The following is a 26,152-nucleotide window of genomic DNA, read 5'->3' as shown; positions in this document are numbered from 1 at the left end:
AAAGGATGTGAATTTAGAGGAGAAGATTCACTAAGTTGATGGAGTGGGATGAATCCATAACTTCGAAAAATCTGTCCAGCCAAAAGAATCAATGGCTACGTTCTTTAGGGAAGATGGATATATTTTCTTTTTCAAAACATGATAATTAAATAGAATAATATATTCCGCTTGAAGAAACTCTTCAATTTCATACATAAGTTCATAACGCTTTTTTTTATTTTCTTCTGCTAAGAATGTATCTAGTAAACAATCGATCTGTTTTTGATAGTGAGGGTGCATAAAACGATTGATAAAACAGCTTTTATTTTTGAATACATTTAAAAAGGCGATTTCTAAATCAGAATCAAAAACTTCTCCCATTAAAATAATATCGGCGTTTTGATCAATAGAACGATCCGAGTAATTTGAGACTGGGAAAGGGTGTAGTTCCACTTGTATGCCTAAGTCCTGGCAACGTTCTTTTAGCCAAATGGCATCATGAGCACTATCTTTAAAAGAGAAAAAATAAATGTGTATCGTTTCACCTTGATATGGACTCTTTTGCAAGTATTCCTTTGCTTTGCATAAAGAATAGGATTGTTTCATTGTTGCGCGGCTTTGATTTGGAAAGAAACTGGATGCAGTGATAGTTCGCATACCTTTTAAATCACGAATGATAGATTCAACATCATATAGTTCTCTCCAAGCTTTTCGAAAATAAATATCATGATGTGGACCGGGTTTTGTAAAGTTAAATGCAGCATATATACATCCAGTTTCTTCTATTTGTACCTCATGTTCTTTTTCATTTTTATTATTTGGAATTTCACAATGTTTATGTATTTGTGCATGTTCTGGAATACGCCAAAACTCGATACGATCAACTAAAGCGCGTTCTTTAAAATAATCAGGAAATGCTTCTAATATCACTTGATCTTCATCATAACAATGTAATGTAAAAGCTCCTGTACCGATATAATGGTGATTTTGCACTTCTGCATCATGAGGTAGAATGGCTAATTGCATCGAACTTACATAACGCAGGAAAAACAAATTTGGCTTTTGTAAGTGAAAGCGGATTTGTAACGGTGATGGTGTTTCAATCTGTACAATCTCTTTAGTTAGCCAGGCATAGGGAGATTGTACACAGCGTAGTCTTTCAAATGAAAATTGCACATCTTTGGAAGATAAAGTTGTTCCATGATGAAACTGGATTCCTTTTCGTAAATAAAAAGTCCATGTAAGTTGATCCTTACTAACCTCCCATGCATGAGCGAGATGCGGCTCGATTTCTTCTGTGGCGTAGTTGTAATGAACTAATGTATCGAAAATTTGGCGAATGAGATGACTCTCTGTTGTGACAGCTGCAAAGGCTGGATCAAGCGGTAATATTTTTCGTGAACAAGGTATCTTTAGCACGTCATACATATCGTTTAAAGGTTGGTATCCAAATTGTTCTTGTAGTTTGTCTTCTAGTTTTTTTCGAAGAGCAGCAGAAAATGGTTGTTTTAAAAGAAGAAAGACTTCCTTTAACTTATCTTGTTGTAAAAGAGACTCAGCATAAGGAATAACCACTTCTGAAATGGTATGGAGAAAGAGAATCTTACTTTTATTTCCACGTCCTCGTCCTGCTGTCCACGTAATTAATTTTTCTTCAGTCATTTTTCTAAGTAAAATTTTCACGTTTTTTGTACTGCAATATAAAATATCGGCCAATTCTTGTAAGCTATTTTGCATGTACTGTTTTTCTGGAGCATGTAATCGCAGCTGAATATAGTAGTCCATCACTTTCATGTTTAAACGACTCCTTCTTTCTAAAAGGGGAAATTCTTTAGAATATTCTAACCTTTTTCTTCCACTTTTTCAAAGTAAAATGAATACACATAAGGGGGGAGAGAAACAATGGGATTTTGGAGTATGCATCGAAATATAAAAATTAGAATTATAACATCATTTTTAACACGTACGGTATCAACAATGATTTTCCCGTTTATGGCAATTTATTTTTCAGTAAAGCTAGGCAGTGTCCTTGCAGGTGTTTTATTACTAATAAATGTATTGGCAGCACTGATTATTGGCCTTTATGGAGGCTATATTGGAGATCGATTAGGACGAAAAAAGGTCATGATTATAGGGCAAGTGATACAAGTTGTTTCAATTGCTTGTATGGGAATTGCAAATTCAGATTATGTAGATTTACCTTGGTTAACTTTCATTTTTATGTTAACGAATAGTCTTGGTTCAGGACTTATGAACCCAGCAACAGAGGCAATGCTAATTGATGTGAGTACACCTGAGAATCGAAAGGTCATGTATAGTATCAATTATTGGGCAATCAACTTGTCTATTGCGATTGGAGCAATCTTTGGGGGATTATTATTTGAACATTACCGTTTTCAACTATTTGTATTATTAACAGCGGTCGCACTGCTGACATTATATTTGATTACTGTATATATGGAAGAAGTATATGTCACTCGGCAAAAAACAAAACAGAAACATGTGTTAAAAGAAATGGTAGAAAGCTACAAGGTCGTGATGACAGACCGGCCATTTTTGATATTCTGTTTAGCGAGCATATGTACATTATCGTTAGAATTTCAGCTTAATAATTATTTAGGTGTACGTTTGCAAGAGGAATTTGAGACGGTGCAGTTTGCATTTGGAAATCATATCACTTTTAATTTAACCGGTATCCGCATGCTAAGTTGGATTTCTGCGGAGAATACAATTTTGATTGTTTTATTTTCAGCTCTTGTTATTAAAATGACGAAGCGTTTTAATGATTTAAAACTGTTATATGTCGGCTTGTTCATTTATACAATTGGATTTACAATACTTGGAGCAAGCAATAGCTTGTGGATCTTATTATTAGCGGGGCTTTTTCAAACAGTTGGAGAGATGATGTATGTGCCAGTTCGGCAATCTATTATGGCAGACATGGTACCAGATAATGCGAGAAGTTCCTATATGGCGATTAATGGAATGGTCTTTCAAGTGGCAAAAATGAATGGAGCATTAGGGGTTATGCTCGGTTCATTCATTGCATCGTGGGGAATGAGTCTTGTTTATTTCTTGATTGGTGTAAGCAGTATTGTATTATTTATGAAAGCGATCAGAAGGAATGAATATCGTGAAGAAAATATACCTCATATAGGATAAGGAAATATACAAAAAGCGAATCGTTAGTATAATGATTCGCTTTTTATATAGCATTTTTTTTCTAAAAAACATCTTCTTCAGCTAATGTATTGTTAGCGCGAGGATTCATTAAAAGATTTTTCAGTTCACCTACTTCAGAGAGAGCAACAAGGATATAGCCACTAATTAATACAATGAGTCCAATGACCCTTAATGTTTGCAAGCTAATTTCTCTTTTGTTTTCCTCGGAGTGATTTGGGGGCGTTGAAGTTTGCTTGTTGTTCATAGGCGGGCTCCCATCTTTTATATATGTGATCAAACATTTTGTCATACGATCAGGAAGTTACTAGTCATTTTTACTATATGAGAAATGCCTAAAAAAGTGATTAGAAATTAGGAAAAGTGTATTGGATAATAAAAAGAGGACACGATGTTTAGTATGAGGAATGCATCTTTTTTTGCTATTTTAAAAATTTGCAAGTAGTTAAAAATAAACATTGCACTGTGTCATTTAGAAACAATGCAATGTTTATTTAAGTTATAAGCTAGTATTTGATTCACTCATGGTCGAGAGCAAATTTTTATATAGACGCCTTTTTCTATTGTTTGCTTTGCTTGTTCTGTCAACGCCTTGGTACTAGCAGACAAGTTGGATACGGGAACAGGTTGACCTGAAACGATAACAAGTGGGTCAATTAGGCGCTGTTTTGTTGTTTGATGGACGTCAAAACAAGATGGCGTTCCTTTCTCTACTTTACTGTTAAACAACGTATGTAGCATAGCAGCAATGCTACTATCGCCAGAGTCCTTTAACAAGCGAATTACATCCTCATCTTCTTTCAGAAAATCTTCTATAGTTAACACATCTTTTTGCAAAGCGAGCCTTAATGTTTTTGCAAGTTGATCATTTCCAAACATATTAAGCGGGTTCATAAAAAGCCCAATAACCTCTTTATAATATGTGCTCACAAACCATTCCGCCGCTGATTGGTCGCTGCAAACCATTTTTCCGTCTAGAGTCACAAGTTGGTCTAAAAAACGATGCACTTCTTGTAATGTTATATGACCGTAAGCATATAAGTCACGCAATGTATAATCAACACGATCTGCGCATAATTGTGGGGCTGGTTGTTCCAGTAAAGTCCATTGACTATCATCAAGCAAAATGCTTTCCCAGTCCAATCCAGCTTTCGCCAAAATTCCAGGGATTGACGATCGAGCAACGATTTGTTCATAAATCGTTTCGTGGTAATTTTCTTCTTTATGCCCTAGGACATAATCAATAACATGGGAAAATGCTGTATGTGAGACATCATGTAATAAAGCTGCCACTTGCTCTTCCAATGAGCCTCCGAGTTTATTCACAAGTAACATCGTGCCAATGGAATGGTCGTACCTTGTGTTGTCCCAATTTGAATTTACAAGATAGCTAGCTCCTCCTTGGTAAATCCCTTTTAATCGTTGCATTGGTTCGCTACAAATAAGTTCTAACAGGACACCGTCCATCTCAAATTCGCCATAGATGGCATCGTTAAGCTTTAAAGTCATTGTCATTCTCCTTTCGCTATACATATCATGTGTGTAAGCCCAAACCGGTTGGCTAATTGCTTATACTAGGCTAGTTTCATAAGCCTATACATATAAACGTCATTTCTTGTTTGTACAATAATGGAGGCATGTATTACAGCCAATGTTAATCAATACAAGAACAAAGTCGCTCTTGTGCTCATTGACATCCACTGGAGATGTACTCCAATGCCTGCTGCAAATGTCATAGACAGTACCTCATAATAAGATTATACCGCTTTTGATGTTGTTTTTGTTTTTTTGTTCCGTATAGACGCAAGTCCAACAAATAAGGCCGCTAGCACCAGTACGCCACCTGCTACAGCATTCATCTCAACACTGGAATGTTTAATTATAATACCGCCAATTGTTGAACCGAGTGCCATTCCTACATGAGCGGCTGAGTTGTTTAGGCTTTGCTGAATGTCCGATGTATCAGGAGCAGATAGGATAAAATAGCTTTGAATAGCTGGTTGAAGAGCCCAGCTTAGCATGCTCCAAATCACCATAATAATAAGGAAAAGTGGTGTATTGAATGTTGTAAAAGGAAGAATGAAAATTGATACTGCAAATACAGAAATCACACTAATTATTGTTTTCTTAGGACCAATGCGATCAGATAACAATCCACCAGTACCCCCACCGATGATGGCGGCGGTGCCGACAATCAAGTACATTACGCTTATCCAATTCTCCTCATTTAGGTAATAAATAAAAAAATCATTATAAAAATCTTGTCAAGAGCGAATTTATCGCTTAACCATGGCTTTATATTTTTTATATAAATATATAATATTTCTTCGTGCTATACTTCACTCATGAAATGTGCACGTTTCTAAAATATATAACTATAAGAGAATAGAATTGAGGAATAGCTGTATGTATCCAGCCATTTGCGGGCAGTAAGAATCCGTCTAAAAGAAATTAGGTGGGGATGAAGAAATTCTCCATTGCTTAAAGTTTCACTGTATCTTGATAATGACTTGTTTCAATCAGTTACTCAATAACCTTGAAAATAGTGAGGTAAACAATATGAATCAAATGCACAATGGAATTATTTTTACTGTAATACCAGATAAATCGAATCAATATTATCGACCATTTCATGAAGATCTTATTTATTTTAATGAGAACCTAAATGAAAATAAAGCATGTACCGATCAACTTATATCTTTAACTGTTGAAGAACAAGACTTTGATACAAACTTTTTTGAGTATGATGACATTTGGTTGAGAGACGTTGCACCAGTTGTAACCAATCACCTCGTTAAATTTAAATACCAACCAGATTACTTACCTGAAAGTCAAAGTCGATATTTAAATCAACAATTCAATAAATGGCTGAAGAAAAATGACTTTGAATACATTACTTCTCCATTGATACTAGATGGCGGTAATCTCATTTGGAATAAAAAAGATACAATTATACTAACGGATCGTATACTTGACGATAATTATGATTGGACAGAAAAAGAAATTATCGAGCAACTGGAATGGGATTTAGATGTCAGTCGTGTTATTATCATTCCTTCTGAACCAGGAGATGTACTTGCGCATGCAGACGGTATGATTAAATTTATTGATGAACATACCATGTTTATTAGTGACTTTCTAGGAGATTCCGAATTTAGGCATAGCATTCAAGAAATTATTCAAGAACAGATGCCAGAAGCTGAATTTGTAGTTGTTCCTTCTTCCTATACAGAGAAAGGGCAATATGATCAAGAGATAGCATCAGCCAAAGGTTTATATATAAATATATTAGAAACAAGAGATGCTCTCTATGTTCCTAGGTTTGGATTAACTAAAGATCAGGAAGTCTTACAATACATCCAAAAACATACTAATAAACAAGCAATTCCAGTTCATGTAGGAGATATATCAACAATGGGAGGCGCAATGAATTGTTTAACATGGTATTGTCCCATTCATTTGTTACCTCAAAAATTCAAAAGAATGAAAAACCGAGAGGATCAATTTTCCATTTTAGATTTTTTTAATTGGAAGTGACGTTGTTTTTCAGTTATTAAAATGTAACAACAATACGAGTTGACCTTGACACTATGTTAACGTCTATTCTATTTTCAAAAGCAGTTTATCTTAATACAAGGAGCAAAAGTATGAAAAGAATTCCGAAGAAAGCAATAATGGCCATTTGCCTGATTTTTAATATGATATTGATTTCAGCATGTACGCCTGAAGTAGGAGGAGCCAAGCAAAATAGTACTGTCCTTCCTAGCAATTTGCCAGACAATGTAGTATTTAAAAGTGGCGCAATCTATACTTCTAATCAAAAACAAGATATGGCAGAAGCTGTAGCCATTAAAGGTGGTAAAATTACATTCGTTGGTTCCAACAAGGATGTAGAAGAATTTATAGATAAAGATACGAAAGTCATAGATCTACAAGGGCGTTCCGTCCTTCCTGGTTTTGTGGACAATCATAATCATATATTTGAAGCAAAATCACCAGCGGCAGGGGATTGTAGTGTGTCACCGGATGCTTCATTACAAGACCAACGTTCGCATTTAAAGGCTTGCCAAAAAGATGTAAAAGAAGGGGAATGGATAAGCGGATCAGGATTTAGTTTGGAGAGTTTGTTAAAAGATATGGACGAAGAATCAGAAGAGCAAACGCCATTACAACTCCTTGATGAGCTGTTTCCCAATAATCCTGTAGTAATTATGGAAAGAACCGCTCATTCTGTATGGGTTAACTCTAAAGCAATGGAGTTGGCTGGAATGAATAAAGAGACGAAAGATCCGCAAGGGGGAAGAATTATTCGGGACCCGGAAACAGGAGAGCCTTTTGGTATTCTTTATGACTCAGCTGGTGATATTGTGATGGAAAAAGCATGGAGTTCCCAACCAAATCTGTTTGAAAAAAATTACGAAGGTTTGTTGGATGGTTTAGATGAAGTTGCCAAGAATGGTATTACTACAGTTGGTGATGGACGTCTATATTGGAAACGAGGTTGGTTAGATGTCTGGAATAAAGTTTATGATGAGAAAAAGTTAACATCACGAGTAGTACTTCGTCCGTGGGTGTATCCAAATTTAAATGAAGCAGAACAAATTGAGTATTTCAAAAAAATTAAGCGTGATGATTCATCGTCTCGAATGCTTATTAATCAAGTGAAAATGTATAGTGATGGAATTAGCATCAACAGCACAGCTAAAACACTGGAAAAATATAAATTTGAGTGGTTTAAAGGAACTCCATATGGTTTGAACTATATTCCAGAGCAGAAAATGAAATGGTGGTTGACCGAACTCGATAAAATTGGTTATGGTGCACTGATTCATACAATTGGAGACGGTGGAGCAAGAGAGAGTTTAAATGCAATTGAAGCAGCGAAAAAAGAAGGAGCAAAACAGCCTTATACGCTCACGCACGTGGAAATGGTAGAAGATAGTGATATTAACCGTTTTGCGGATTTAGGTATTAGTGCGGATTTTCAAGTAGGGCATGATTTTGCGGAAGATCCTAAGCAAAGCTGGGCAAGTATGTATTTTTCAGATCAACAGATGAAACGAATTATGCCGTTAGGACGAATTTGGGAAACAGGAGCAAATGTATCGCTTAGTAGCGATTGGGATGTAAATGAACTGAATCCACTTGTCACTATTTCGAATTCACTAAGCATTGGTGAAAAAGGTTTACCTGATGTATACGCAGCTATTGATGCTTATACAATTAAGCCTGCCAAATCATTAGGACTTGATCATATAACTGGTTCTATTGAAGTAGGTAAATCTGCTGATATGATTGTACTTGATGAGGATATAACTGAAATGAGTAAGGATAAGATTCCCGATGCAAAAGTTTTAATGACAGTTTTGCAAGGAGAAGTAGTTTACCACAAGGAGAAATAGGTGAAAGGAATAGCTTGTGAAATTGATGCAAGCGAAAGCAGCTGTATACTCTTATTGGAAAGCAATTAATCAATGAGCGGATAAAATTATCTATTGTTACTCATGCAAAGAAAGAGAGCACATTCAAATGCTCTCTTTTAATTTTTAAAATAAAAGAAGTATAAATCATGATTCTAAATGACTAACAAGCTGTTAAGTCCCTAATTTAAATTCCAAAAGAAGAAATTCGTTTTTTTGTTTTTGGAACGATAATAAACTTGATAAGAAGTATGCTCACTATAACAGTTGAAAGAACAGGCAAAAACTCCAGTAGCGAAGCGAATAAAATAGTAGAAAATACCGCTAGCTGAACGATTGCTAATGAAAATACAAGAGTGAGAAATTGGTGTACTCTTTCTTCAAATGAAATCGGATATAATGCTACAATATTATTTCCCAAAAAATATTTCCATAAGGAACGCAATTGCATAGAAGTCATGTATAAGAGACAACAAGTAATAGCGCCCTTTGTAAATACATTTGGTACGAAATATAAAATGAAAGAACCGAGAATAGTTAATCGCACATATATACCAAAATAATCATTTGCACGTAAGAATGATAAAGTGTTCAAATATAAAAAAGTAGATTGTTTTTTATGTAAGATAGGTTCTAGCCAATTTGTAAGCCATTTTCTTTGTTTTACTTGTTTTTTTAGCTGCGGAACATCGGTGAAAAAGTTGGCAAATTGGTAAAAGTGCATGTCCATTTTTTCTTCTTGCTCAATGATATATTCCCATCCAATTCGTTTTGTTGGTTGTTTTACTGTATAAATAAGTATCAAGGCTGGAAGCAAGAGAACAGCACCTAATAGAACGACTGATACGGACTGAAAGAGCATATAAAGAATGAGTGCATTACAAGTCAATCGAATGATCAACCAGATTTGGCCATTATATTGATCACGCCATATCCAATTGATATATAGGTTCCAACCTTTTAGTAACATTAAAATGAAAAAGATCGTACATAAGAATGGAACGGTTGTCTGTAATGTTTGCATTGCCAGCGGTGTAATGATTAGAAACGTAAATAGCAATGGAAATAACTGAATGACATAATTATAGAGAAGAGATTGTCTGAAATAAGATGTTAATTTCTCTTCAAGTGCCAGTAAATAGACAGCGTCAGGTTTTTGGATAAACGTGCGGACCTTACATCGCGTTATCATGATTGTAAGCACAGTTATGATGAGTAATAATGCGATTCCTTTAGAAGGAGATGTTTTAAGAAACTGCGCATAATAATATGCGCCTATGCATGAAATAAAGATGAAGCTATATAATAAACCACTAATCATACGGAAAAAATATGTGAGACTGTTTTGTATATGTTTTTGAAAACGAGTGCTCCATAGTGTTTCAATTGACATGTTTTTCACCTCTATTATCTATTATAAAGGTTTCTTTCTTGTACCAAAATAAAAAACGAGCAAATTGCTTTAAGCAATTTGCTCGTTTTTATTTTCTTTATTTCTTTTTTGATCACGATTCATTAATGGATAAAAGGCAAAGCCAATTACAAATAAGCCAATTCCAAGAAGGAATGTTTTGATATCTGAGGCTCCTGTTTTAATCACCCATAATGCATAGCAAAGAGCAATGACTGCGACAATACCATCTATAATTCGTGAAACCATTTCGTCTTTGTATGTCTCACCAGTTGCGACCAGTTTTAATTGAAAGATCGGTGAAACGAGATAAGGGATTAAGTAAGCTAAAGTTGAGACAGTAATAACGAATGTATAGGCCTCAGCAATTGTCCCTGATAACGTTGAGAATAGGAAGACTTGCGACATAATATTTGTCAGTCTTAATGAATAAATCGGGCTTCCTTTTTTGTTTGTTTTTGCAAAGAAGGAAGGGAAGAATCCTTCTTTTGCCGCTTGATACGGTACTTCTGAACTTAATAAAATCCAGCCTAAGATCGAGCCGAATAGGGAAGTAAGGGCAAGCAAGGCCATTAATTTCCCGCCGCCATGACCCATTGCAGCATTTAATGCATCAGCTAATGGACGTTCAGACGCTTGTAGTTTATCCATATGAAGAACACCCATTGTTAAAATGGTAATTCCTAAATAAATGGCAACAGTTATTAATAAGCCAGCAACAGTTGCATGTTTTACCGTTTTTGGTGATTTCGCACGGTTTGATAAAAGAACGGCTGATTCAATACCGATAAATGCCCAAAGTGTTGTTAGAGCAGCTAAATTTACTTGCGAAAGCAGTCCGTGTGACACGCCTTCTTTATCAATCATTGGTGTGTACCATTGTCCAAATTTTGAAGCTTGAAATGCAAACAAAGTAACAACGATGAATAGAAGGAATCCTGTCACCTTCGTTGTTGTTGCTAAGAAGTTTAATTTTCCAGCTCCGTTTACACCGTTTGTTAAAATCATATGTGTTCCCCATAATAAGAGAGAACAGATAGAGAATGTAATGAGTTTTCCAACTTCCACATCGAAAGTGCCAATTGAAAATAAGAGGCGTGTATCTTTCATAATCGGGAAGAAGAGTGATAAATAACCTGCAAAAGATGTAATAATAGCAACATTACTTGCCCAGTTTGCGACCCAGTAGCCCCAAACCATGCTGAATCCAGCCATTTTTTTCTTTTTTGGTGATGAAAATAAAGCATATGCATGACTTTGTGGTCCTGTTGTTAAATCAGGACGACGAATTGCTAAATTACCGAAAACAAGAGCTAGCATTAAAACACCAAACCCTGTTGTTAACCAAGCTAAAGTAACACCGAGAGGGCTTGCTGTTTGTGCTAATGTACTTGGCACCATGAAAATACCAGCGCCAACCATATTGCCGACAACAAATGCTGTCAGTACCCAAAAGCCCCATTTTTTCTGTTGCATAAAAAATACCTCCAAAGTTAGTATAACCAAGTCAAGCGAGGAGATATGTATGTCTTCCGAAAAGGAAGAAAGGCAAGCTTCATACAAAACAAAAAAAGCACGTGTCATTGTCGCTACGTGCTTTCTATCTTATAGGAAACCCACGACATACCTCTCGATAGCTCTCCACAAACAAATTGTTTGTGACAGTTCTGCATTTATTAAATAGCAGACCCAGCAAGAATGCATGGTGGGCATTACTTACTTCGGCAACCATTCCTTTCCCATTCATTCATCGATGCCACTACATCTCCTGAAATGATACTCTTAATGACTGCAACCTCTACCTCACCGAGATACGAATGAGGATTTATGTATTAAATTAACGTATTTAAGGGTAACAAATGTATTTTTATACGTCAATGGATATAGAAATAATCAGACTATAGTGAAGAATTTGTCATTATAAGAAGAGGGAGCTTTTTCGAAATTTAGGAATGTAATGGATTGGTTAATGAATAGTAGCCCTAAAGCATATGAGATAAGTGAATAGGTGAATGAAAGAATATATATCCAACTTGATTTTCCAACATATATATCCATTTTTATTTTCAAGCACCTAAGTCGTGGTTATGAAAATAAAAGGAAATCTCCACTCGCTTTCTCCTTTTGTTCTCACTTTGCATGAGGCCAAAAAAAGCACTGACCGCTTCTATACATGGCCGGACGCTCTCTTCCCACCTAAAAAGAATGGTTTTTGCCCGGTTTTTCATTTTGTATTTATCCCGCATTAACGGGCAGTAAGACCCCTACCTCAAGATTCAGAGGGAAACGAGGAAGATAGGTGGGGGATCAACTGCCCGTAAAAGCCCGATTGGTGAGGGCTGATAATCAGTGGGGGATGAAGAAAACCCCCACTGATTAAAGTTTCACTTTATATAAAAAGAAGCTAATCTACAGCGGTAGACTAGCTTCTAAAATGTTACATTAAGTTTAATACAGTTACTTTTTCACGTGTCATAGACTCAAGGCTCTTACGAATACCTTGTGCTCCCATACCAGAACCTTTTACGCCGATGAATGGGAAGTGGTCAGGGCCACGCTCTGTACGTCCGTTAATTTGAACAGAACCAGTATCGATTTTATTTGCAATTGCAAATGCTTTATTAATGTCTTTTGTGAAGACACTTGCTTGTAAGCCGAAATCTGATTTGTTCGCAATTTCAATTGCTTGCTCATCAGAAGAAACGCGGATGATTGGAAGGATTGGACCGAATGGCTCTTCCCAAGCAACTTTCATATCTTCTGTTACATTGTCAATTAATGTTGGGTAAATCAAGTTACGCTCGCGCTTGTTACCGATAACGATTGTTGCGCCTTTTTCTACTGCATCGTCAACTAAACCTTGAACGAAATCAGCAGATTTATCATCGATTAATGGCACGATTGTGCTGTCTTGTTCTGGAGAACCAACAGTTAATTCAGCCACTTGATCTTTTAATAAGCTAACAAGCTCGTCTGCTACATTTTCATGCACAAGCACGCGTTTGATTGCAGTACAACGTTGACCAGAGTATGAGAATGCACCGCTTACGATATGTTTTGCTGCTTCCTCTAGGTCAGCATCTTCACGTACGATACCCGGGTCTTTTCCGCCAAGTTCTAATACAAGTGGAATCATAGCAGCTTTTTTCGCTAAGTGAGCACCTGTGTTTGTACCACCTGTGAACGATACCATATTTACGCCAGGATGTTCCACTAAGTAGTCACCGATAACAGAACCGCGTCCAGTTGCTACATTTACAAGTCCTTTTGGAAGACCTGCTTTATGAAGTGCTTCAACCATTTTAATACCGCTAATTGCGCCTTGTGTTGCTGGTTTAAAGATAACAGCGTTACCCATAATAAGAGCTGGTGCAAGTTTTGCAGCAGATAAGTTTACAGGGTAGTTAAATGGTGCGATTGCTAAAATGACACCACGTGGTGCACGTTGAACGATTGCAAGTTTAGATTTAGATCCGCCAGGGAAGCTATCACCCATCATGCTTTCGCCATGCATATGTAATGCTTCGTCTACAGTGTAACGAATAAGATCTGCTGTACGAACAACTTCTTTTTTCGCATCTTTATAACCTTTACCGACTTCTTTCATTACGATATCGGCAATTTCATCTTGCATATTTACAAGCTCATCAGCCCATTTATATAAATATTTTGCACGATCTTGAAGAGATGCTTCAGCCCAGTCCTTTTGAGCTTCTTTTGCTGATGCAATTGCTTCGTCAACTTCCCCGCGAGTAATCGCTTGTACTTGTCCAATTACTTCATGTAAATATGGTGACGGAATATCAATTGTTTGCCCAGAAGAGCTTTCTCTCCATTCACCGTTTAAATAAAATTTGTACGTATTGCTAGTTATCGTTGTCATGATTCGTCCTCCTAAAATAGCAACTTGTAAGAGTGAGTATATGGTGATTGTAGGGGGTTTGAGAATATTTTTCAAACAAAATGTTTATGAAAACGATTTCTTATGTGATTTTAATTTTGTATGCCCTTTCTGAAAGGGGTTTACTGTATTTTTAAGTGAAATATAGGGTTTATAAATAGTATTAATAGATAATTTTTTTCGAGTATGGGAAAGGGAGTATGTATTTTATATTTCTTGTGATAAAAATTTGTTTTATAAAATAATAAAAAAACAATTGACAGAAAAGTTCATAAAGTTATAAAATTAAAAATGGAAAATAAATGAAGGAGGTGTGCGTGATGATTGTAATTGTAAATATGACTGGCTTAGCGGTATTACATGGCGTGGAACATTCATATCATTACGCAACCCGTACGGAAAGATAGTGCTTTTTTGTCTTTAAAAAAGCGTACGTTGCGTATTTCGTAACGTACGCTTTTATGCGTTTTTGCGCATATCGTCAAGCGGCGGTATGCGCTTTTTTGTCTCTATTTTTGGTTGTTTCCATACTTTGTATGGTTTCGATAAAGAAAAATATGGAGGGTGAGAAGGTATGGTGAAACAGTATAGTTGGCTTGGTGTAAAATGGGGGGCTTTTGATAGCGGATAACAGAGATAAACTGAAACAAGATCGAGAAGGGAGAGATTTCATTGTTTTCAGTATTACAAAAGTTAACATGGTTTTTTAAAGAACATTGGAAGCGGTACAGTATCGCAATTGGCGCGCTTTTAATTGTAAATGTAGTAGAGGTAATTCCTCCAAAAGTAATTGGCTTAACAATTGACCATATAAAAATAGGGTCTTTAACAAGCGAAGTAATTATGAAGTATATTTGGATTTTAGTAGTGACGACGATAGTTGGATATATACTCACGTATGTATGGCAACATCAATTATTTGGTGGTTCATTTGTTCTTGAAAAAACGATGCGTTCAAAATTTATGGGGCACTTGCTGAAAATGACACCGACCTTTTATCACAAAAATCGTACTGGTGATTTAATGGCAAGGGCGACAAATGATTTAAAGGCGATTTCTATGACTGCTGGTTTTGGGATTTTGACACTCGTGGATTCTAGTTTATATATGCTAACGATTGTTTTTATGATGGGATTTTCAATTAGTTGGGAACTTACAATTGCGGCACTTCTTCCTTTGCCGATTATGGCATATGCGATGAATATATACGGGAAGAGGTTACATGAACGCTTTACAATTGCTCAAGATGCGTTTGGAGATATGAATGACAAAGTGCTTGAATCGATTGCAGGCGTGCGTGTGATTCGTGCATATGTACAGGAAAAAGCGGATGAAGAAAGGTTTCATAGGTTAGGAACAGATGTATATGAAAAAAATATGAAAGTAGCAAGAATTGATGCGCTGTTTCAGCCAACTGTGAAGATGCTAGTTGGTCTTAGTTATTTGATTGGTCTTGTATATGGAGCATTTTTAGTATTCCAATCAAAGCTGACGCTTGGTGAACTTGTTTCCTTTAACGTTTACCTTGGGATGATGATTTGGCCGATGTTTGCGATTGGTGAATTAATCAATGTTATGCAGCGTGGAAATGCTTCGCTAGATCGTGTTAATGAAACATTAGCGTATGAGCCAGACGTGAAGAACGTGAGAAAGCCAACGCGTGTACACGAACCAGAGTATATCGACTTTGATAAAGTTTCCTTTTCGTATCCGGCTTCACCAGATATGAATTTGAAACATATTTCTTTTTCATTAAAACAAGGAGAAACGCTTGGTGTTGTTGGGAAAACAGGGAGTGGTAAAACGACTCTTATTCGTCAGCTTCTTCGCCAGTATCCGCTTGGAGAAGGGGATATTACAGTGTCTGATGTTACGTTTGGTAAAATTTCGACTGAAAACGTAAGAGGCTGGATTGGGTATGTACCACAAGAGCATATTCTATTTTCAAAAACAGCAAGGGAAAATATTTTGTTTGGAAATAGGGAAGCAAGCGAGGAGGAACTTGAAAAGGCTATTGAAATTGCAGCATTCAAAAAAGATTTAGAGTTCCTTCCAGAAGGGTTAGAGACGCTTGTTGGAGAAAAAGGTGTTTCTTTATCTGGTGGACAAAAACAACGGATTTCGATTGCACGAGCAGTGATTCAAAATCCAGAAATTTTAATTTTAGATGATTCGTTATCAGCTGTAGATGCCAGGACGGAAGCGGCGATTATTGAAAATATACGAAGAGAAAGAAGCGGGAAAACAACCATTATAACAACGCACCGGTTATCAGCTGTGCAGCATGCGGATTGGATCCTCGTTATGGATAATGGTGAAATCATTGAAGAAGGAACGCATGATAGGCTCGTGTTGAATGACGGCTGGTATGCGGAGCAGTTTGAAAGACAGCAGGGCGAAAAGGCCGAGGGTGAGGTGAAAATATGAATGTAGGAAAGAGGTTATTTAGGTATGCTATGAAAGTTAAGGGGCCCATTTTCACGGCACTAGCAATGTTATTTATTTTCGTTATTGCAGAGCTGGCAGGTCCATTTGTAGCAAAGATAATGATTGATGATCATATTGTCGGGATTGAGAAGCCGTGGCATGAAACAGTGCAAGGTGAGGATGCCGTACTTTATAACGGAGCTTGGTATAAACGAAGCGACCGTTTTGAACAAGGGGAACAAAAAGGGAAAGAAGTTCGTATTATACAGGTCGGTTTCACTTATTATTTTGTACCTAATAAAGTTGCAGCAGAAGGAACACGTTCTGTAAAGGGAGATATGATTACAGTTCAAAGCGGGAAAGCAACGCAAGTGTATAAAGCGAAAATGTTAACAGGTAAAGAAGTATATTCGTTTTATGAACCTGAGATGAAACGATTACTGTTACTTGGCGGAGGGTATTTTGCACTATTGTTAGTTGTATCTTTATTTGCATATGGTAAACAGTTTTTCTTACAGAAAGCGTCTAATAAAATCATTCAAATTATGCGTGAAGATGTCTTTTCTCATATTCAAACATTACCGATTCGTTATTTCGACCATTTACCAGCAGGAAAAATTGTATCGCGTGTAACGAATGATACGGAGGCAATTCGGGAGTTATATGTAACAGTTTTAGCGACATTTGTTTCTAGTTTTATTTACATTATCGGAATTTTTATTGCGTTATTTTTACTGGATATTCAATTAGCACTTTTATGCCTAATCATCATACCAATTTTAATTGTTTGGGCTGTTGTGTATAGAAAATATGCCTCTGTGTACAATCATAAGATGCGCTCACGACTATCAGATATTAATGGAACAGTGAATGAATCCATCCAAGGAATGCCGATTATTCAGGCATTTCGTCAAGAGCGTACAACGAAGAAAGAATTTGAAGAGTTAAATGAAGACTACTTTAAGTATCAAAATAAAATTTTAAATTTAAATGCAGCGACATCACATAATTTAGTAGGTGTGTTGCGCAACATTGCCTTTACGGGAGTTATTTGGTACTTTGGCGGCGCCTCTTTGAGTGCGACAGGGATTATCTCTTTAGGGGTGCTGTATGCATTTGTCGATTATTTAACAAGGCTCTTCTCACCAATTACCAATATGGTGAATCAGCTTGCGAATTTAGAGCAAGCGCGCGTTGCATCGGAACGTGTATTTGAACTGTTAGATGAAAAGGGAGAAGTAGTTGAAGAGGAACGTATCCCGCGTCTAAATGGAAATGTTCGATTTGATGATGTTTCATTTTCTTATAATGGGAAAGATGAAGTGTTAAAAAATATTTCTTTCGAGGCGAAAAAAGGAGAGACGGTTGCCCTCGTTGGTCATACTGGATCGGGGAAAAGTTCCATTATGAATGTACTTTTCCAATTTTATGAGTTTCAAAAAGGAAAACTTACAATCGATGGGCATGACGTGAAAGATATACCAAAGCAAGCACTCCGAGAACATATGGGGATTGTACTGCAAGATCCATTTTTATTTAGTGGCACAGTTGCATCGAATGTAAGCTTAGAACATCCGAGGATTTCAAAGGCTAAAATTGTAAAAGCACTGCACGATGTAGGGGCAGAGCGATTTGCTAATAATATAGAAGAACAAATTACGGAAAAAGGAAGTACGTTATCAACCGGGGAGCGTCAACTTATATCTTTTGCACGTGCGTTAGCATTTGATCCGGCCATTTTAGTGTTAGATGAAGCGACTTCAAGTATTGATACAGAGACTGAAGCGATGATTCAAAAAGCATTAGAAGTCGTTAAGAAAGGAAGAACAACCTTTATCATTGCGCATCGCCTTTCAACAATTAAGAGCGCAGATCAAATTATTGTGCTTGACCGGGGTACGATTCTTGAAAAGGGATCTCACGAAGAATTAATGGCGAAAAAGGGTCGTTATTATGACATGTACAAAACACAAATGGAAGGAAGCCAAAGTGCGTAACTTTCACGAAATGTTCAGAAAACTTTAAAGCAATGTTTACAAATGCTTCCGTCCCTCTCCTTATCCATGTGATATGTTGGAGGAAAGGGGGAGATAGGGATGGAAGAATTATCCGTGACATTTAACATTGCTTTCTTTTTATTATTGTGCGGGATGATTGGATATTGTGTATTAGAATCTTAAAGGAGCTTGCTACTGTAGCAAGCTCTATTTTAGTAGGAATACTTTGTTGGTATTTGTCGATTGATCGATATTCTTTGTCGAACCGCCGATATATTCGAATTTGCGCCGATATATATATTTTTTGAGAAATGGTCGATATATTTGAAAAATCGCTGATAAAATTTCATTTATCAATCATTTAGCAACTCAATCCCGGATATGAAGGACAAAAGAAGATTCCTGCTCATTTTTTTACACGCCCCTGACCGCACCTATGCCTGGCTGGACGCTCGTTTCTCCCTAAAAGAAGGGTTCTATCTCATGCTTTCTAGATTTCTCCACATTAATCACTGCTATGAAGAGAAAAGCAGATCTCCACTTGCTTTCTCCTTTTGTTTTCACAAGGCATGGGGCAGAAAAAGGTCCTGACCGAATCTATGCCTGGCCGGACGCTCTCTCCTACCCAAAAAGGAAGTTTTTTGTTTTACCTTTTCCTCTATAAATGCTATATTTAAACATGTTACTTATTTTTTGTATGTATCGATTTTGTATCATTTTGTTTGATTATGAAGAAAAAGGATACACTAATGACGAACATTTTCATTGAAAAATTGTTCAAGATTGCATACAATCAATATAGTTTTTAAATTCCTATCAGAATACTTGGAGGATTAACATTATGAAAAAAATATTTTCAGTGCTTGCAGTAGCTACACTAGCAGTCGGTATTGTGGCGGGCTGTGGCAAAGAAGAGAAAAAAGATACAGCTAGTCAAGACGCATTACAACAAATTAAGAAAAATGGTGAAATCGTTGTCGGTACAGAAGGTACATACCCGCCGTTTACATTCCACGATGGAAGTGGAAAATTAACTGGATTTGATGTTGAGTTAACAGAAGAAGTTGCAAAACGTCTAGGTGTGAAGCCAGTATTTAAAGAAACGCAATGGGACAGTTTACTTGCTGGACTAGATGCAAAACGTTTCGATATGGTTGCGAATGAAGTGGGAATTCGTGAAGATCGTCAAAAGAAATATGACTTCTCTAAACCATATATTTCTTCTTCAGCAGCACTTGTTGTTGCAAAAGATAAAGATAAACCAGCTTCATTTACAGATATTAAAGGTTTGAAAGCAGCTCAGTCTTTAACAAGTAACTATGCGGACATCGCAAAGAAAAATGGCGCGGAAATCCAGGGTGTAGAAGGATTTAGCCAAGCGGTAGAACTAATTAGTTCAGGACGCGTTGATTTCACAATCAATGATAAATTATCAGTGTTAAACTATTTAGAAACGAAAAAAGATGCAAACATTAAAATTGCAGCAACAGAAAAAGAAGCGTCACAAAGTGGGTTCTTATTCCGTAAAGGTAGCGATACATTAGTACAAGAAGTAGATAAAGCGTTAGAAGATATGAAAAAAGATGGAACGTATGACAAAATAACGAAAAAATGGTTTGGTGAAAATGTATCTAAGTAGTGCACTCGTTACAGATCGATTGTCTACATGGATAGATATCATGCAAGCATCCTTCATGCCTATGCTGGAGGGTGCTCTTTTCACGACAATTCCATTAACGCTTATCACATTTGTGATCGGTATTATATTGGCGACATTGACAGCTTTAGCTCGTATTTCAAATAGTCGTTTGCTGCAATGGATTGCTCGTATCTATGTATCTATTATTCGCGGAACACCACTTCTTGTACAATTATTTATCATTTTTTATGGACTTCCAACTTTAAAAATTGAGATTGATCCATATCCAGCAGCTATTATTGGATTTTCATTAAATGTTGGTGCGTATGCATCTGAAATTATTCGTGCATCCATTTTATCTATTCCAAAAGGGCAATGGGAAGCAGCGTATACAATTGGAATGACATATCCACAAGCGCTAAAACGTATTATTTTACCACAAGCAACACGTGTATCGATTCCGCCGCTTTCAAACACGTTTATTAGCTTAGTGAAGGATACTTCATTAGCATCGTTAATTTTAGTAACAGAGATGTTCCGAAAAGCACAGGAAATCGCATCGATGAACTATGAGTTTTTAATTGTTTATTTTGAAGCAGGCCTTATGTATTGGGTGATTTGTTTCCTACTATCTATTGTGCAACAAATATTAGAAAAACGTTCAGAACGTTACACTCTAAAATAATCCTTTCATAAAAGGAGTTTTTGTTTTTATGATTTCAATTCAACATTTACAAAAAAGTTTCGGTGATAATATCGTATTAAAACATATAGATTTATCCGTTGAAAAAGGTGAAGTAGTTGTAATTATAGGGCCATCTGGTTCTGGTAAAACAACATTTTTACGTTGCCTAAATGTATTAGAAACGCCAAATGCAGGTATTGTTCGCATTGGTGATAAAGAGCTAGATTTCTCTAAAAAAGTAACGAAGAATGATATTGTAAATCTTCGCACACAAACGGGTATGGTGTTCCAGCACCATAATTTATTCCCGCACTTAACAGCAATCCAAAATGTAATGGAAGGGCTTGTTACAGTGAAAAAGATGGGGAAAGAAGACGCGAAGAAAAAAGCGACGTATTTCCTTGAAAAAGTTGGACTTGGTGACAAGATGGATTTATATCCTTTCCAGTTATCTGGTGGCCAGCAACAACGCGTAGGGATTGCCCGTGCGCTTGCGATGGAACCAGAGGTTTTATTATTTGATGAACCAACGTCAGCATTAGACCCAGAACTTGTGCAAGAGGTCCTAAAAGTTATGAAAGAACTTGCAAAAGAAGGAATGACGATGGTGATTGTAACGCATGAAATGCGCTTTGCTCATCAAATTGCGAATCGTGTTATTTTTATGGATGGTGGCGTTGTTGTGGAACAAGGAACACCGGAAGAAGTATTTACTACTCCGAAAGAAGAACGAACAAAGAAATTCTTGCAAATGCTTCAGTAAATAGAAAGGTCTCAGGGCGAATGCCCTGAGACCTTTTTTTGCCATATATATTTATTTTTGGTATCCGCCAAGGCTTTGCTCAGCCATTGCTACTAAACGTTTTGTGATTTCTCCACCAACAGATCCATTTGCACGAGCTGTAGAATCTGCTCCTAATTGTACACCAAATTCTTGAGCGATTTCGTATTTCATTTGATCGATTGCAGCTGTTGCACCTGGTACTACTAATGGATTTGAAGAATTTTGGTTTGCCATAGGAATAAATCCTCCTTAGAGTATAAAAGTTTTTTGGTTGGATTAGCTGGAGTTGAACCAGATTATCGCCCCGCTTGGCGCCAATCCATCGTTTGTGTTGATTGTACTCATAGTATGGATGTTACCTAGAAAGATATGCGAAATAATAATTTGTAAATTTTGTAAAAACATAAATTGGTTTTAGTTTTTTGATATAAGTCACGGCTATGGAAGAAAAAGCAGGTTTCCACTCGCTTTCTCTTTTTGTTTTCACATGGCATGGGGCGAAAAAAGGAACTGACCGCTTCTATGCATGGGCGGATACTCTTTCCCACCTAAAAAGAAGGTTTTTTAATTTGTATTTTTCTAAAAGAAGGTCACACTAATCGTAAATATGAAACCTCTCTGATTGGAGGAGTTGTAATGGAAATATGTCCACTTTGTAATGCGTTAGAGGCTCAAACATATTCTTGTCAAACTTGTACAAATGTACTCCAAGATTATGGGAAAGTTGTGGACTATATAGATGATTATAGTGCATACATGGATCAAGATTTGTTAACAGCAGTAGACGGTTTAACAGGGGAGAATTCGGAGGAATATTGTGTTCATGTTTTTTATTGCGGGACGTGTGGTACACAAACGGAACAAATGGTGAAACTGGTGTAATGAAAAAACTTCCACCTATCATAAGGCGGAAGTTTCATCTTCTCGTAATCGCTGTTTCGGGCGTGGGAAAGAGTGTTCTGTTAAATGGAGGGCATATTCGTAAAATAACTGCTTCGTCAGCTCACTATGTTCTTGTAATTTCTCGGACTGAAAGACAGTTCTTCCAGGTTTGGAATTGGCTTCAAATAGCCAAATCTTCTCATCTTTATCTAAACCTAAATCAAAACCAATCTCTCCAATATTTCCTTTCATGCACTGGTCTAAAGTAGAACTTAATTGTATGGCTACATCCGTTAATTTATTTGTGATTCGAACACGCTCTGTCGCATCAGGAAAAATATCTTGGAGTAGTTTTACTTCTCCGCCACTATTTATATGAGTTGTCATACTGCCTTTTCCAGCGATTTTCGCAACGATGGCACTGACTCTCCAATAACCAAACCGATTTTTATTTGTATGAACTCGAAAGTCTACCGGTTGCCCACCTATACGTAATAATACAATTCCTTGCTGGACGATAAATTCTTTTAAATCCTGTCCTTGCATAACGTGATTGATCAATGTTTCTAGAGAGTGATACTTTCGTAATTTGTTTTGTGTCCCTTCACGGTAACGGCAATAATAACAGTTTTCCGTAGTAGAATAAAAAATTTGATAAATGTTTCGCCCAAAACTCCCATGCACAGGTTTCATATAAACGTGTTTGTATGATGATAAGAAATGTTCTACTTGCTCGAAGTGCTGAAATGTTTCTGTTTGAGGTAACAGAGAAGCAACCGTTTTTTCATTTATAAGAAGCTGGTGTATATTCCATTTGTTGAAAAAACCTGGATTGAACCATGGAATGCCGTACTTTGTTTGTAATCGTTTTTTTGCCCTGATAATAGGTTTATAAAGTTCTGCATCTCGATTAGGGAGCCGATCGTAAATAACATTTGGAAAAGGAACTTTACATTGCACCCAGCTTTCCTCTTTGAAAAAGTATCCATCAATCGTTTCTTCGTCCCAGTTGATATGTTGTGCACCAAATAAGAAAACGAATGGATGTAAAGAGTCGGATGGAGTTATTAAATCCTTGAAACCGATAGAACGATTGCCGATGGGATGGGAAGCGGATTCCGTAAAACCTGTTGTAAAAATACCGATTAGTGGTCCAAGTATAAGGGTCTGATTTTGAATGAAAGCATGCATGACGGTTGAAGGTGGAAGCAAGAGTTCTTTCGCAATCTGTTCGCCTATTATAATTTCGTGAGCATAAGTATAATGAATTTCAATATTTTCACATGCCGTATGTCGCGATCCAAAGGAAAGAAATGTAAGGGAAGAAGTACTAGAAAATATATAAGGCAATGTTAGCGACCTTGGATGATCGGTAGAAATTTGTAATGTGTAAATATGATCTTTCAATATAGTCGTCACTCCTTTTTCAGTTACGGTGTAAATAGGTTAAACCGTAATGGGCTGTAGGTAGCTTCTTTGGCCAGTGAATAATCATGCTATTTTCGGATTCGCATGTATAATCTTACGTGCTCTATTCCATCCACTATGTAAAAAGAGAAGAGATAACTGCTTAAACGTTTTTTATTTCTAATGTAAAATTGCGTGATAATGGTTTCAGAGCGGTTTCGTTATATACGTTACAAACATGCTTCCATATCATTATACTGTTGCCTGTATAGCGATATTCTATTTTTGGAGGATCAATGTGTTAGGTGGCAAGTTGAAAAACGAGCAGAAACCCTTTTCTTTTTTGGTGGGAGAGAGAATCCGGCCATGGATAGAAGCGGTCAGAGCCTTTTTTTCCTATGCCAAGTGAAAACAAAGGGGGAAAGTGAGTGTATCTCAAAATGAATGGCTAGTTGCGTATTGTCCTTGTAATAAGTTGTAGTAAGATATAGATATATATTTGGAGAAATGGAAGGCTGGTATTGGAATGAATATGTGGTTAAATATGTTAACAACGACAGGGTTAGGAGCGATAATTGGTGGATATACGAATCATTTAGCGATAAAAATGTTATTCCGCCCGCATCGCCCTATTTATATTGGAAAGTTTCAAGTACCGTTTACACCAGGTTTGATTCCGAAACGCCGTGATGAACTTGCTGTTCAATTAGGGAAAATGGTTGTGGATCATTTGTTAACGCCTGAAGGAATCGGAAAGAAATTAACAGATGAAAAATTTCAGCAAGAGCTTATTCAGTGGGCGCAAGTAGAAATAGAGAAAATGTTGGTGAATGGGCAATCGCTGCGAGAGGTTTTAGAAAAATGGGGTTTGGAGCATGTGGAAGGGGAGACAATCAAAAAAATTGAAAGTATGATTGTCCAAAAAATTGATACGTTTTTATCACAATATGATACATATACGTGGGAACAAGCTTTGCCTCGTTCTGTTCATGAAAAAGTGGAGCAAACCATTCCGAATGTAGCATCATTTATTTTAGAAAGAGGGATAAGCTTTTTTGAAAGCGAAGAGGGAAAAGAGCGGCTTGCTAAAATGATTGATGACTTTTTTGCTTCGCGAGGTACATTATTAAATTTAGTAGGTATGTTTTTAGGGAATGTAAGTTTAGTGGATCGTCTGCAGCCAGAAGTGATTAAGTTTTTAGGACAAGAAGGAACGAAGCAGCTTTTAAGTGATGTCCTGCAAAAAGAGTGGGAGAAATTAAAGGGAAGAGAAGTGAAGGAACTGGAGTCCTTTATCGAGAAAGAAACGGTTGTAAAGTCAATCTTATCAGCAATTAAAATAGAGGAAACTGTAAGTGGATTTTTCAATCAATCTGTTCAAAAAGTGTGTGAACCAGTTAGGGAAACAATTGTACAAACAATGATTCCGAATGTAGTGAAAAAAGGTTTAGCATGGGGTAGGCACAATACCGAACAGATTTTGAAAAATTTCCGTCTTGCTGAAATCGTACAACAAGAAGTAGCTACATTCTCAACAGAGAGATTAGAAGATCTTGTGTTATCGATTACGAAGAGTGAACTGAAGATGATTACCTATTTAGGAGCGTTATTAGGAGGAACAATTGGATTGATTCAAGGTGTGTTGTTGCTTTTCTTAATGTAATGAAATGAATTGAAAAATCTTTCTTTTTTTGAAGGAAGAGAATCCGGCTGTGAAAACAACAGGAGACATTCACTTATGTTCTCCTGTTGTTTTCACATAGCATGGGTTTGATCACTTTTATGCATGAACGTACACTTTCCCACTATCTTAGTTATGGTTATGAAACTAAAAGAAGACCTACTCTCACTTTCTCATTCTGGTTTCATACGGCATGGGGTTAAAAAAGGCCATGACCGCATCTATGCAAGGGCGGATCCTCTCTCCCACCTAAAAGAAAGATTTTTGAATGTCTTATCAATTAGATAAATAAAGTGAAATTTCTTCACATCTTGTGCATAGTTTGTTATTGTAAGAGGGTGCGTATCAAAAGGTACTCAAAGGGCGAGGACAATAGACCAAGCCCGTTAAAGGAGGAAAAATACAATGACAAAAAACACTCATGATGTTGCATATGAATTACAAAAGGCAATTGCAGAAAATACAGATTTCCAAGCTTTAAAAGCTAGTTATGCAGAAGTGCAAGGAGATGCAGCGTCAAAAGAACTATTTGATCAGTTCCGTACAATGCAATTAGAGTTACAACAAAAGATGATGCAAGGTCAAGAAATTACAGAAGAAGATAACCAAAAAGCACAAGAAGTTGTAGCGCTTATTCAACAAGATCCAAAAATCGTAAAATTAATGGAAGCAGAGCAACGCTTAAATGTTGTAATCGGCGACATTAACAAAATTATCATGAAGCCACTTGAAGAATTATATAGTGCATATCAAGCTTAA

General features: G+C 36.7%; 20 protein-coding genes and 1 riboswitch. Of the genes, 11 read left to right on the top strand and 9 right to left on the bottom strand.

All coding sequences use genetic code 11. The features are described 5' to 3' along the window. Positions 1–30 precede the first annotated feature (30 nt). Positions 31–1,773 (bottom strand): SgrR family transcriptional regulator, encoded by a 1,743-nt coding sequence (locus AAIE21_RS15935; protein ID WP_343267669.1) that lies wholly within the window; start codon positions 1,771–1,773, stop codon positions 31–33. Positions 1,774–1,881: 108 nt separating this feature from the next. On the opposite strand from AAIE21_RS15935, the gene AAIE21_RS15930 reads away from it, so the two are divergent. Beyond that, on the top strand, positions 1,882–3,141 hold the full coding sequence (locus tag AAIE21_RS15930) for an MDR family MFS transporter (protein WP_343267668.1): 1,260 nt from the start codon (positions 1,882–1,884) through the stop codon (positions 3,139–3,141). Positions 3,142–3,202: 61 nt separating this feature from the next. Here AAIE21_RS15930 and AAIE21_RS15925 read toward each other — a convergent pair whose 3' ends face one another. The 3 genes from AAIE21_RS15925 to AAIE21_RS15915 form a co-directional block, all read right to left on the bottom strand. Then, complete coding sequence (locus AAIE21_RS15925) at positions 3,203–3,406, bottom strand: hypothetical protein (protein WP_343267667.1); 204 nt, start codon at positions 3,404–3,406, stop codon at positions 3,203–3,205. 275 nt (positions 3,407–3,681) lie between these two features. After that, positions 3,682–4,668, bottom strand: a complete 987-nt coding sequence (locus AAIE21_RS15920; protein ID WP_343267666.1) for an HD domain-containing protein — start codon at positions 4,666–4,668, stop codon at positions 3,682–3,684. Between the two features lie 248 nt (positions 4,669–4,916). After that, positions 4,917–5,363 carry an MFS transporter gene (locus AAIE21_RS15915; protein ID WP_343267665.1) on the bottom strand — a complete coding sequence of 149 codons (447 nt, stop codon included), beginning with the start codon at positions 5,361–5,363 and terminating at the stop codon, positions 4,917–4,919. Between the two features lie 355 nt (positions 5,364–5,718). On the opposite strand from AAIE21_RS15915, the gene AAIE21_RS15910 reads away from it, so the two are divergent. After that, complete coding sequence (locus AAIE21_RS15910) at positions 5,719–6,696, top strand: agmatine deiminase family protein (protein WP_343267664.1); 978 nt, start codon at positions 5,719–5,721, stop codon at positions 6,694–6,696. Positions 6,697–6,806: 110 nt separating this feature from the next. Then, positions 6,807–8,561: an amidohydrolase gene (locus tag AAIE21_RS15905; protein ID WP_343267663.1), complete on the top strand. Its 1,755-nt coding sequence runs from the start codon at positions 6,807–6,809 to the stop codon at positions 8,559–8,561. Between the two features lie 205 nt (positions 8,562–8,766). Here the strand turns inward: AAIE21_RS15905 and AAIE21_RS15900 are convergent, their stop codons facing one another. The 3 genes from AAIE21_RS15900 to AAIE21_RS15890 form a co-directional block, all read right to left on the bottom strand. Beyond that, a complete protein-coding gene (locus tag AAIE21_RS15900) occupies positions 8,767–9,972 on the bottom strand; it encodes an ABC transporter permease (RefSeq protein ID WP_343267662.1) in 1,206 nt (401 codons plus the stop codon). 69 nt (positions 9,973–10,041) lie between these two features. Continuing rightward, positions 10,042–11,466 (bottom strand): amino acid permease, encoded by a 1,425-nt coding sequence (locus AAIE21_RS15895; RefSeq protein ID WP_343267661.1) that lies wholly within the window; start codon positions 11,464–11,466, stop codon positions 10,042–10,044. A 150-nt stretch (positions 11,467–11,616) separates the two neighbouring features. Beyond that, positions 11,617–11,799: riboswitch (Lysine riboswitch) on the bottom strand. Positions 11,800–12,427: 628 nt separating this feature from the next. Continuing rightward, positions 12,428–13,873 carry an NADP-dependent glyceraldehyde-3-phosphate dehydrogenase gene (locus tag AAIE21_RS15890; protein WP_343267660.1) on the bottom strand — a complete coding sequence of 482 codons (1,446 nt, stop codon included), beginning with the start codon at positions 13,871–13,873 and terminating at the stop codon, positions 12,428–12,430. Positions 13,874–14,563: 690 nt separating this feature from the next. On the opposite strand from AAIE21_RS15890, the gene AAIE21_RS15885 reads away from it, so the two are divergent. From AAIE21_RS15885 to AAIE21_RS15865, 5 genes are all read left to right on the top strand, one after another. Then, positions 14,564–16,318, top strand: a complete 1,755-nt coding sequence (locus AAIE21_RS15885; RefSeq protein WP_343267659.1) for an ABC transporter ATP-binding protein — start codon at positions 14,564–14,566, stop codon at positions 16,316–16,318. After that, on the top strand, positions 16,315–18,315 hold the full coding sequence (locus tag AAIE21_RS15880; RefSeq protein WP_343267658.1) for an ABC transporter ATP-binding protein: 2,001 nt from the start codon (positions 16,315–16,317) through the stop codon (positions 18,313–18,315). Before AAIE21_RS15885 ends, AAIE21_RS15880 begins: the two co-directional genes overlap by 4 nt. Positions 18,316–19,156: 841 nt before the next feature. After that, entirely contained in the window at positions 19,157–19,954 is a 798-nt protein-coding gene (locus AAIE21_RS15875; protein ID WP_343267657.1) for an amino acid ABC transporter substrate-binding protein, read from the top strand. Then, entirely contained in the window at positions 19,941–20,639 is a 699-nt protein-coding gene (locus tag AAIE21_RS15870) for an amino acid ABC transporter permease (protein WP_343267656.1), read from the top strand. The genes AAIE21_RS15875 and AAIE21_RS15870 overlap by 14 nt, the downstream gene beginning before the upstream one ends. A gap of 28 nt (positions 20,640–20,667) precedes the next feature. Next, positions 20,668–21,402, top strand: a complete 735-nt coding sequence (locus AAIE21_RS15865) for an amino acid ABC transporter ATP-binding protein (protein WP_343267655.1) — start codon at positions 20,668–20,670, stop codon at positions 21,400–21,402. A gap of 51 nt (positions 21,403–21,453) precedes the next feature. Here the strand turns inward: AAIE21_RS15865 and sasP are convergent, their stop codons facing one another. Beyond that, a complete protein-coding gene (gene sasP, locus AAIE21_RS15860; RefSeq protein ID WP_343267654.1) occupies positions 21,454–21,657 on the bottom strand; it encodes a small acid-soluble spore protein, SasP family in 204 nt (67 codons plus the stop codon). Between the two features lie 402 nt (positions 21,658–22,059). Between sasP and AAIE21_RS15855 the strand changes: the two genes are divergently transcribed. Further along, positions 22,060–22,305, top strand: coding sequence for a hypothetical protein (locus AAIE21_RS15855; RefSeq protein WP_343267653.1), 246 nt, complete (start codon positions 22,060–22,062; stop codon positions 22,303–22,305). Between the two features lie 18 nt (positions 22,306–22,323). On the opposite strand, the gene AAIE21_RS15850 is transcribed toward AAIE21_RS15855, so the two are convergent. Next, the gene (locus AAIE21_RS15850; RefSeq protein WP_343267652.1) at positions 22,324–23,712 is read right to left on the bottom strand and encodes a YheC/YheD family endospore coat-associated protein; all 1,389 of its coding nucleotides are present in this window, start codon (positions 23,710–23,712) and stop codon (positions 22,324–22,326) included. 526 nt (positions 23,713–24,238) lie between these two features. Here AAIE21_RS15850 and AAIE21_RS15845 point away from each other — a divergent pair. After that, on the top strand, positions 24,239–25,375 hold the full coding sequence (locus tag AAIE21_RS15845; protein WP_343267651.1) for a DUF445 domain-containing protein: 1,137 nt from the start codon (positions 24,239–24,241) through the stop codon (positions 25,373–25,375). Positions 25,376–25,798: 423 nt separating this feature from the next. Further along, positions 25,799–26,152: a YlbF/YmcA family competence regulator gene (locus tag AAIE21_RS15840; RefSeq protein WP_343267650.1), complete on the top strand. Its 354-nt coding sequence runs from the start codon at positions 25,799–25,801 to the stop codon at positions 26,150–26,152.

The sequence above is a fragment of the Paenibacillus sp. 102 genome, assembly GCF_039549175.1.
Taxonomy (GTDB): Bacteria; Bacillota; Bacilli; order Bacillales; family Bacillaceae_G; genus Bacillus_A.
Note: the sequence above shows the minus strand (reverse complement) of the source record. Positions and strands in the feature narration are given on the sequence as shown.

Excerpts from the sequence above, each read along its gene's own strand:
- AAIE21_RS15935 (WP_343267669.1), bottom strand. The coding sequence starts at position 1,773 with ATGAAAGTGATGGACTACTATATTCAGCTGCGATTACATGCTCCAGAA.
- AAIE21_RS15930 (WP_343267668.1), top strand. The coding sequence starts at position 1,882 with ATGGGATTTTGGAGTATGCATCGAAATATAAAAATTAGAATTATAACA.
- AAIE21_RS15925 (WP_343267667.1), bottom strand. The coding sequence starts at position 3,406 with ATGAACAACAAGCAAACTTCAACGCCCCCAAATCACTCCGAGGAAAAC.
- AAIE21_RS15920 (WP_343267666.1), bottom strand. The coding sequence starts at position 4,668 with ATGACTTTAAAGCTTAACGATGCCATCTATGGCGAATTTGAGATGGAC.
- AAIE21_RS15915 (WP_343267665.1), bottom strand. The coding sequence starts at position 5,363 with ATGTACTTGATTGTCGGCACCGCCGCCATCATCGGTGGGGGTACTGGT.
- AAIE21_RS15910 (WP_343267664.1), top strand. The coding sequence starts at position 5,719 with ATGAATCAAATGCACAATGGAATTATTTTTACTGTAATACCAGATAAA.
- AAIE21_RS15905 (WP_343267663.1), top strand. The coding sequence starts at position 6,807 with ATGAAAAGAATTCCGAAGAAAGCAATAATGGCCATTTGCCTGATTTTT.
- AAIE21_RS15900 (WP_343267662.1), bottom strand. The coding sequence starts at position 9,972 with ATGTCAATTGAAACACTATGGAGCACTCGTTTTCAAAAACATATACAA.
- AAIE21_RS15895 (WP_343267661.1), bottom strand. The coding sequence starts at position 11,466 with ATGCAACAGAAAAAATGGGGCTTTTGGGTACTGACAGCATTTGTTGTC.
- AAIE21_RS15890 (WP_343267660.1), bottom strand. The coding sequence starts at position 13,873 with ATGACAACGATAACTAGCAATACGTACAAATTTTATTTAAACGGTGAA.
- AAIE21_RS15880 (WP_343267658.1), top strand. The coding sequence starts at position 16,315 with ATGAATGTAGGAAAGAGGTTATTTAGGTATGCTATGAAAGTTAAGGGG.
- AAIE21_RS15875 (WP_343267657.1), top strand. The coding sequence starts at position 19,157 with ATGAAAAAAATATTTTCAGTGCTTGCAGTAGCTACACTAGCAGTCGGT.
- AAIE21_RS15870 (WP_343267656.1), top strand. The coding sequence starts at position 19,941 with ATGTATCTAAGTAGTGCACTCGTTACAGATCGATTGTCTACATGGATA.
- AAIE21_RS15865 (WP_343267655.1), top strand. The coding sequence starts at position 20,668 with ATGATTTCAATTCAACATTTACAAAAAAGTTTCGGTGATAATATCGTA.
- sasP (WP_343267654.1), bottom strand. The coding sequence starts at position 21,657 with ATGGCAAACCAAAATTCTTCAAATCCATTAGTAGTACCAGGTGCAACA.
- AAIE21_RS15855 (WP_343267653.1), top strand. The coding sequence starts at position 22,060 with ATGGAAATATGTCCACTTTGTAATGCGTTAGAGGCTCAAACATATTCT.
- AAIE21_RS15845 (WP_343267651.1), top strand. The coding sequence starts at position 24,239 with ATGAATATGTGGTTAAATATGTTAACAACGACAGGGTTAGGAGCGATA.
- AAIE21_RS15840 (WP_343267650.1), top strand. The coding sequence starts at position 25,799 with ATGACAAAAAACACTCATGATGTTGCATATGAATTACAAAAGGCAATT.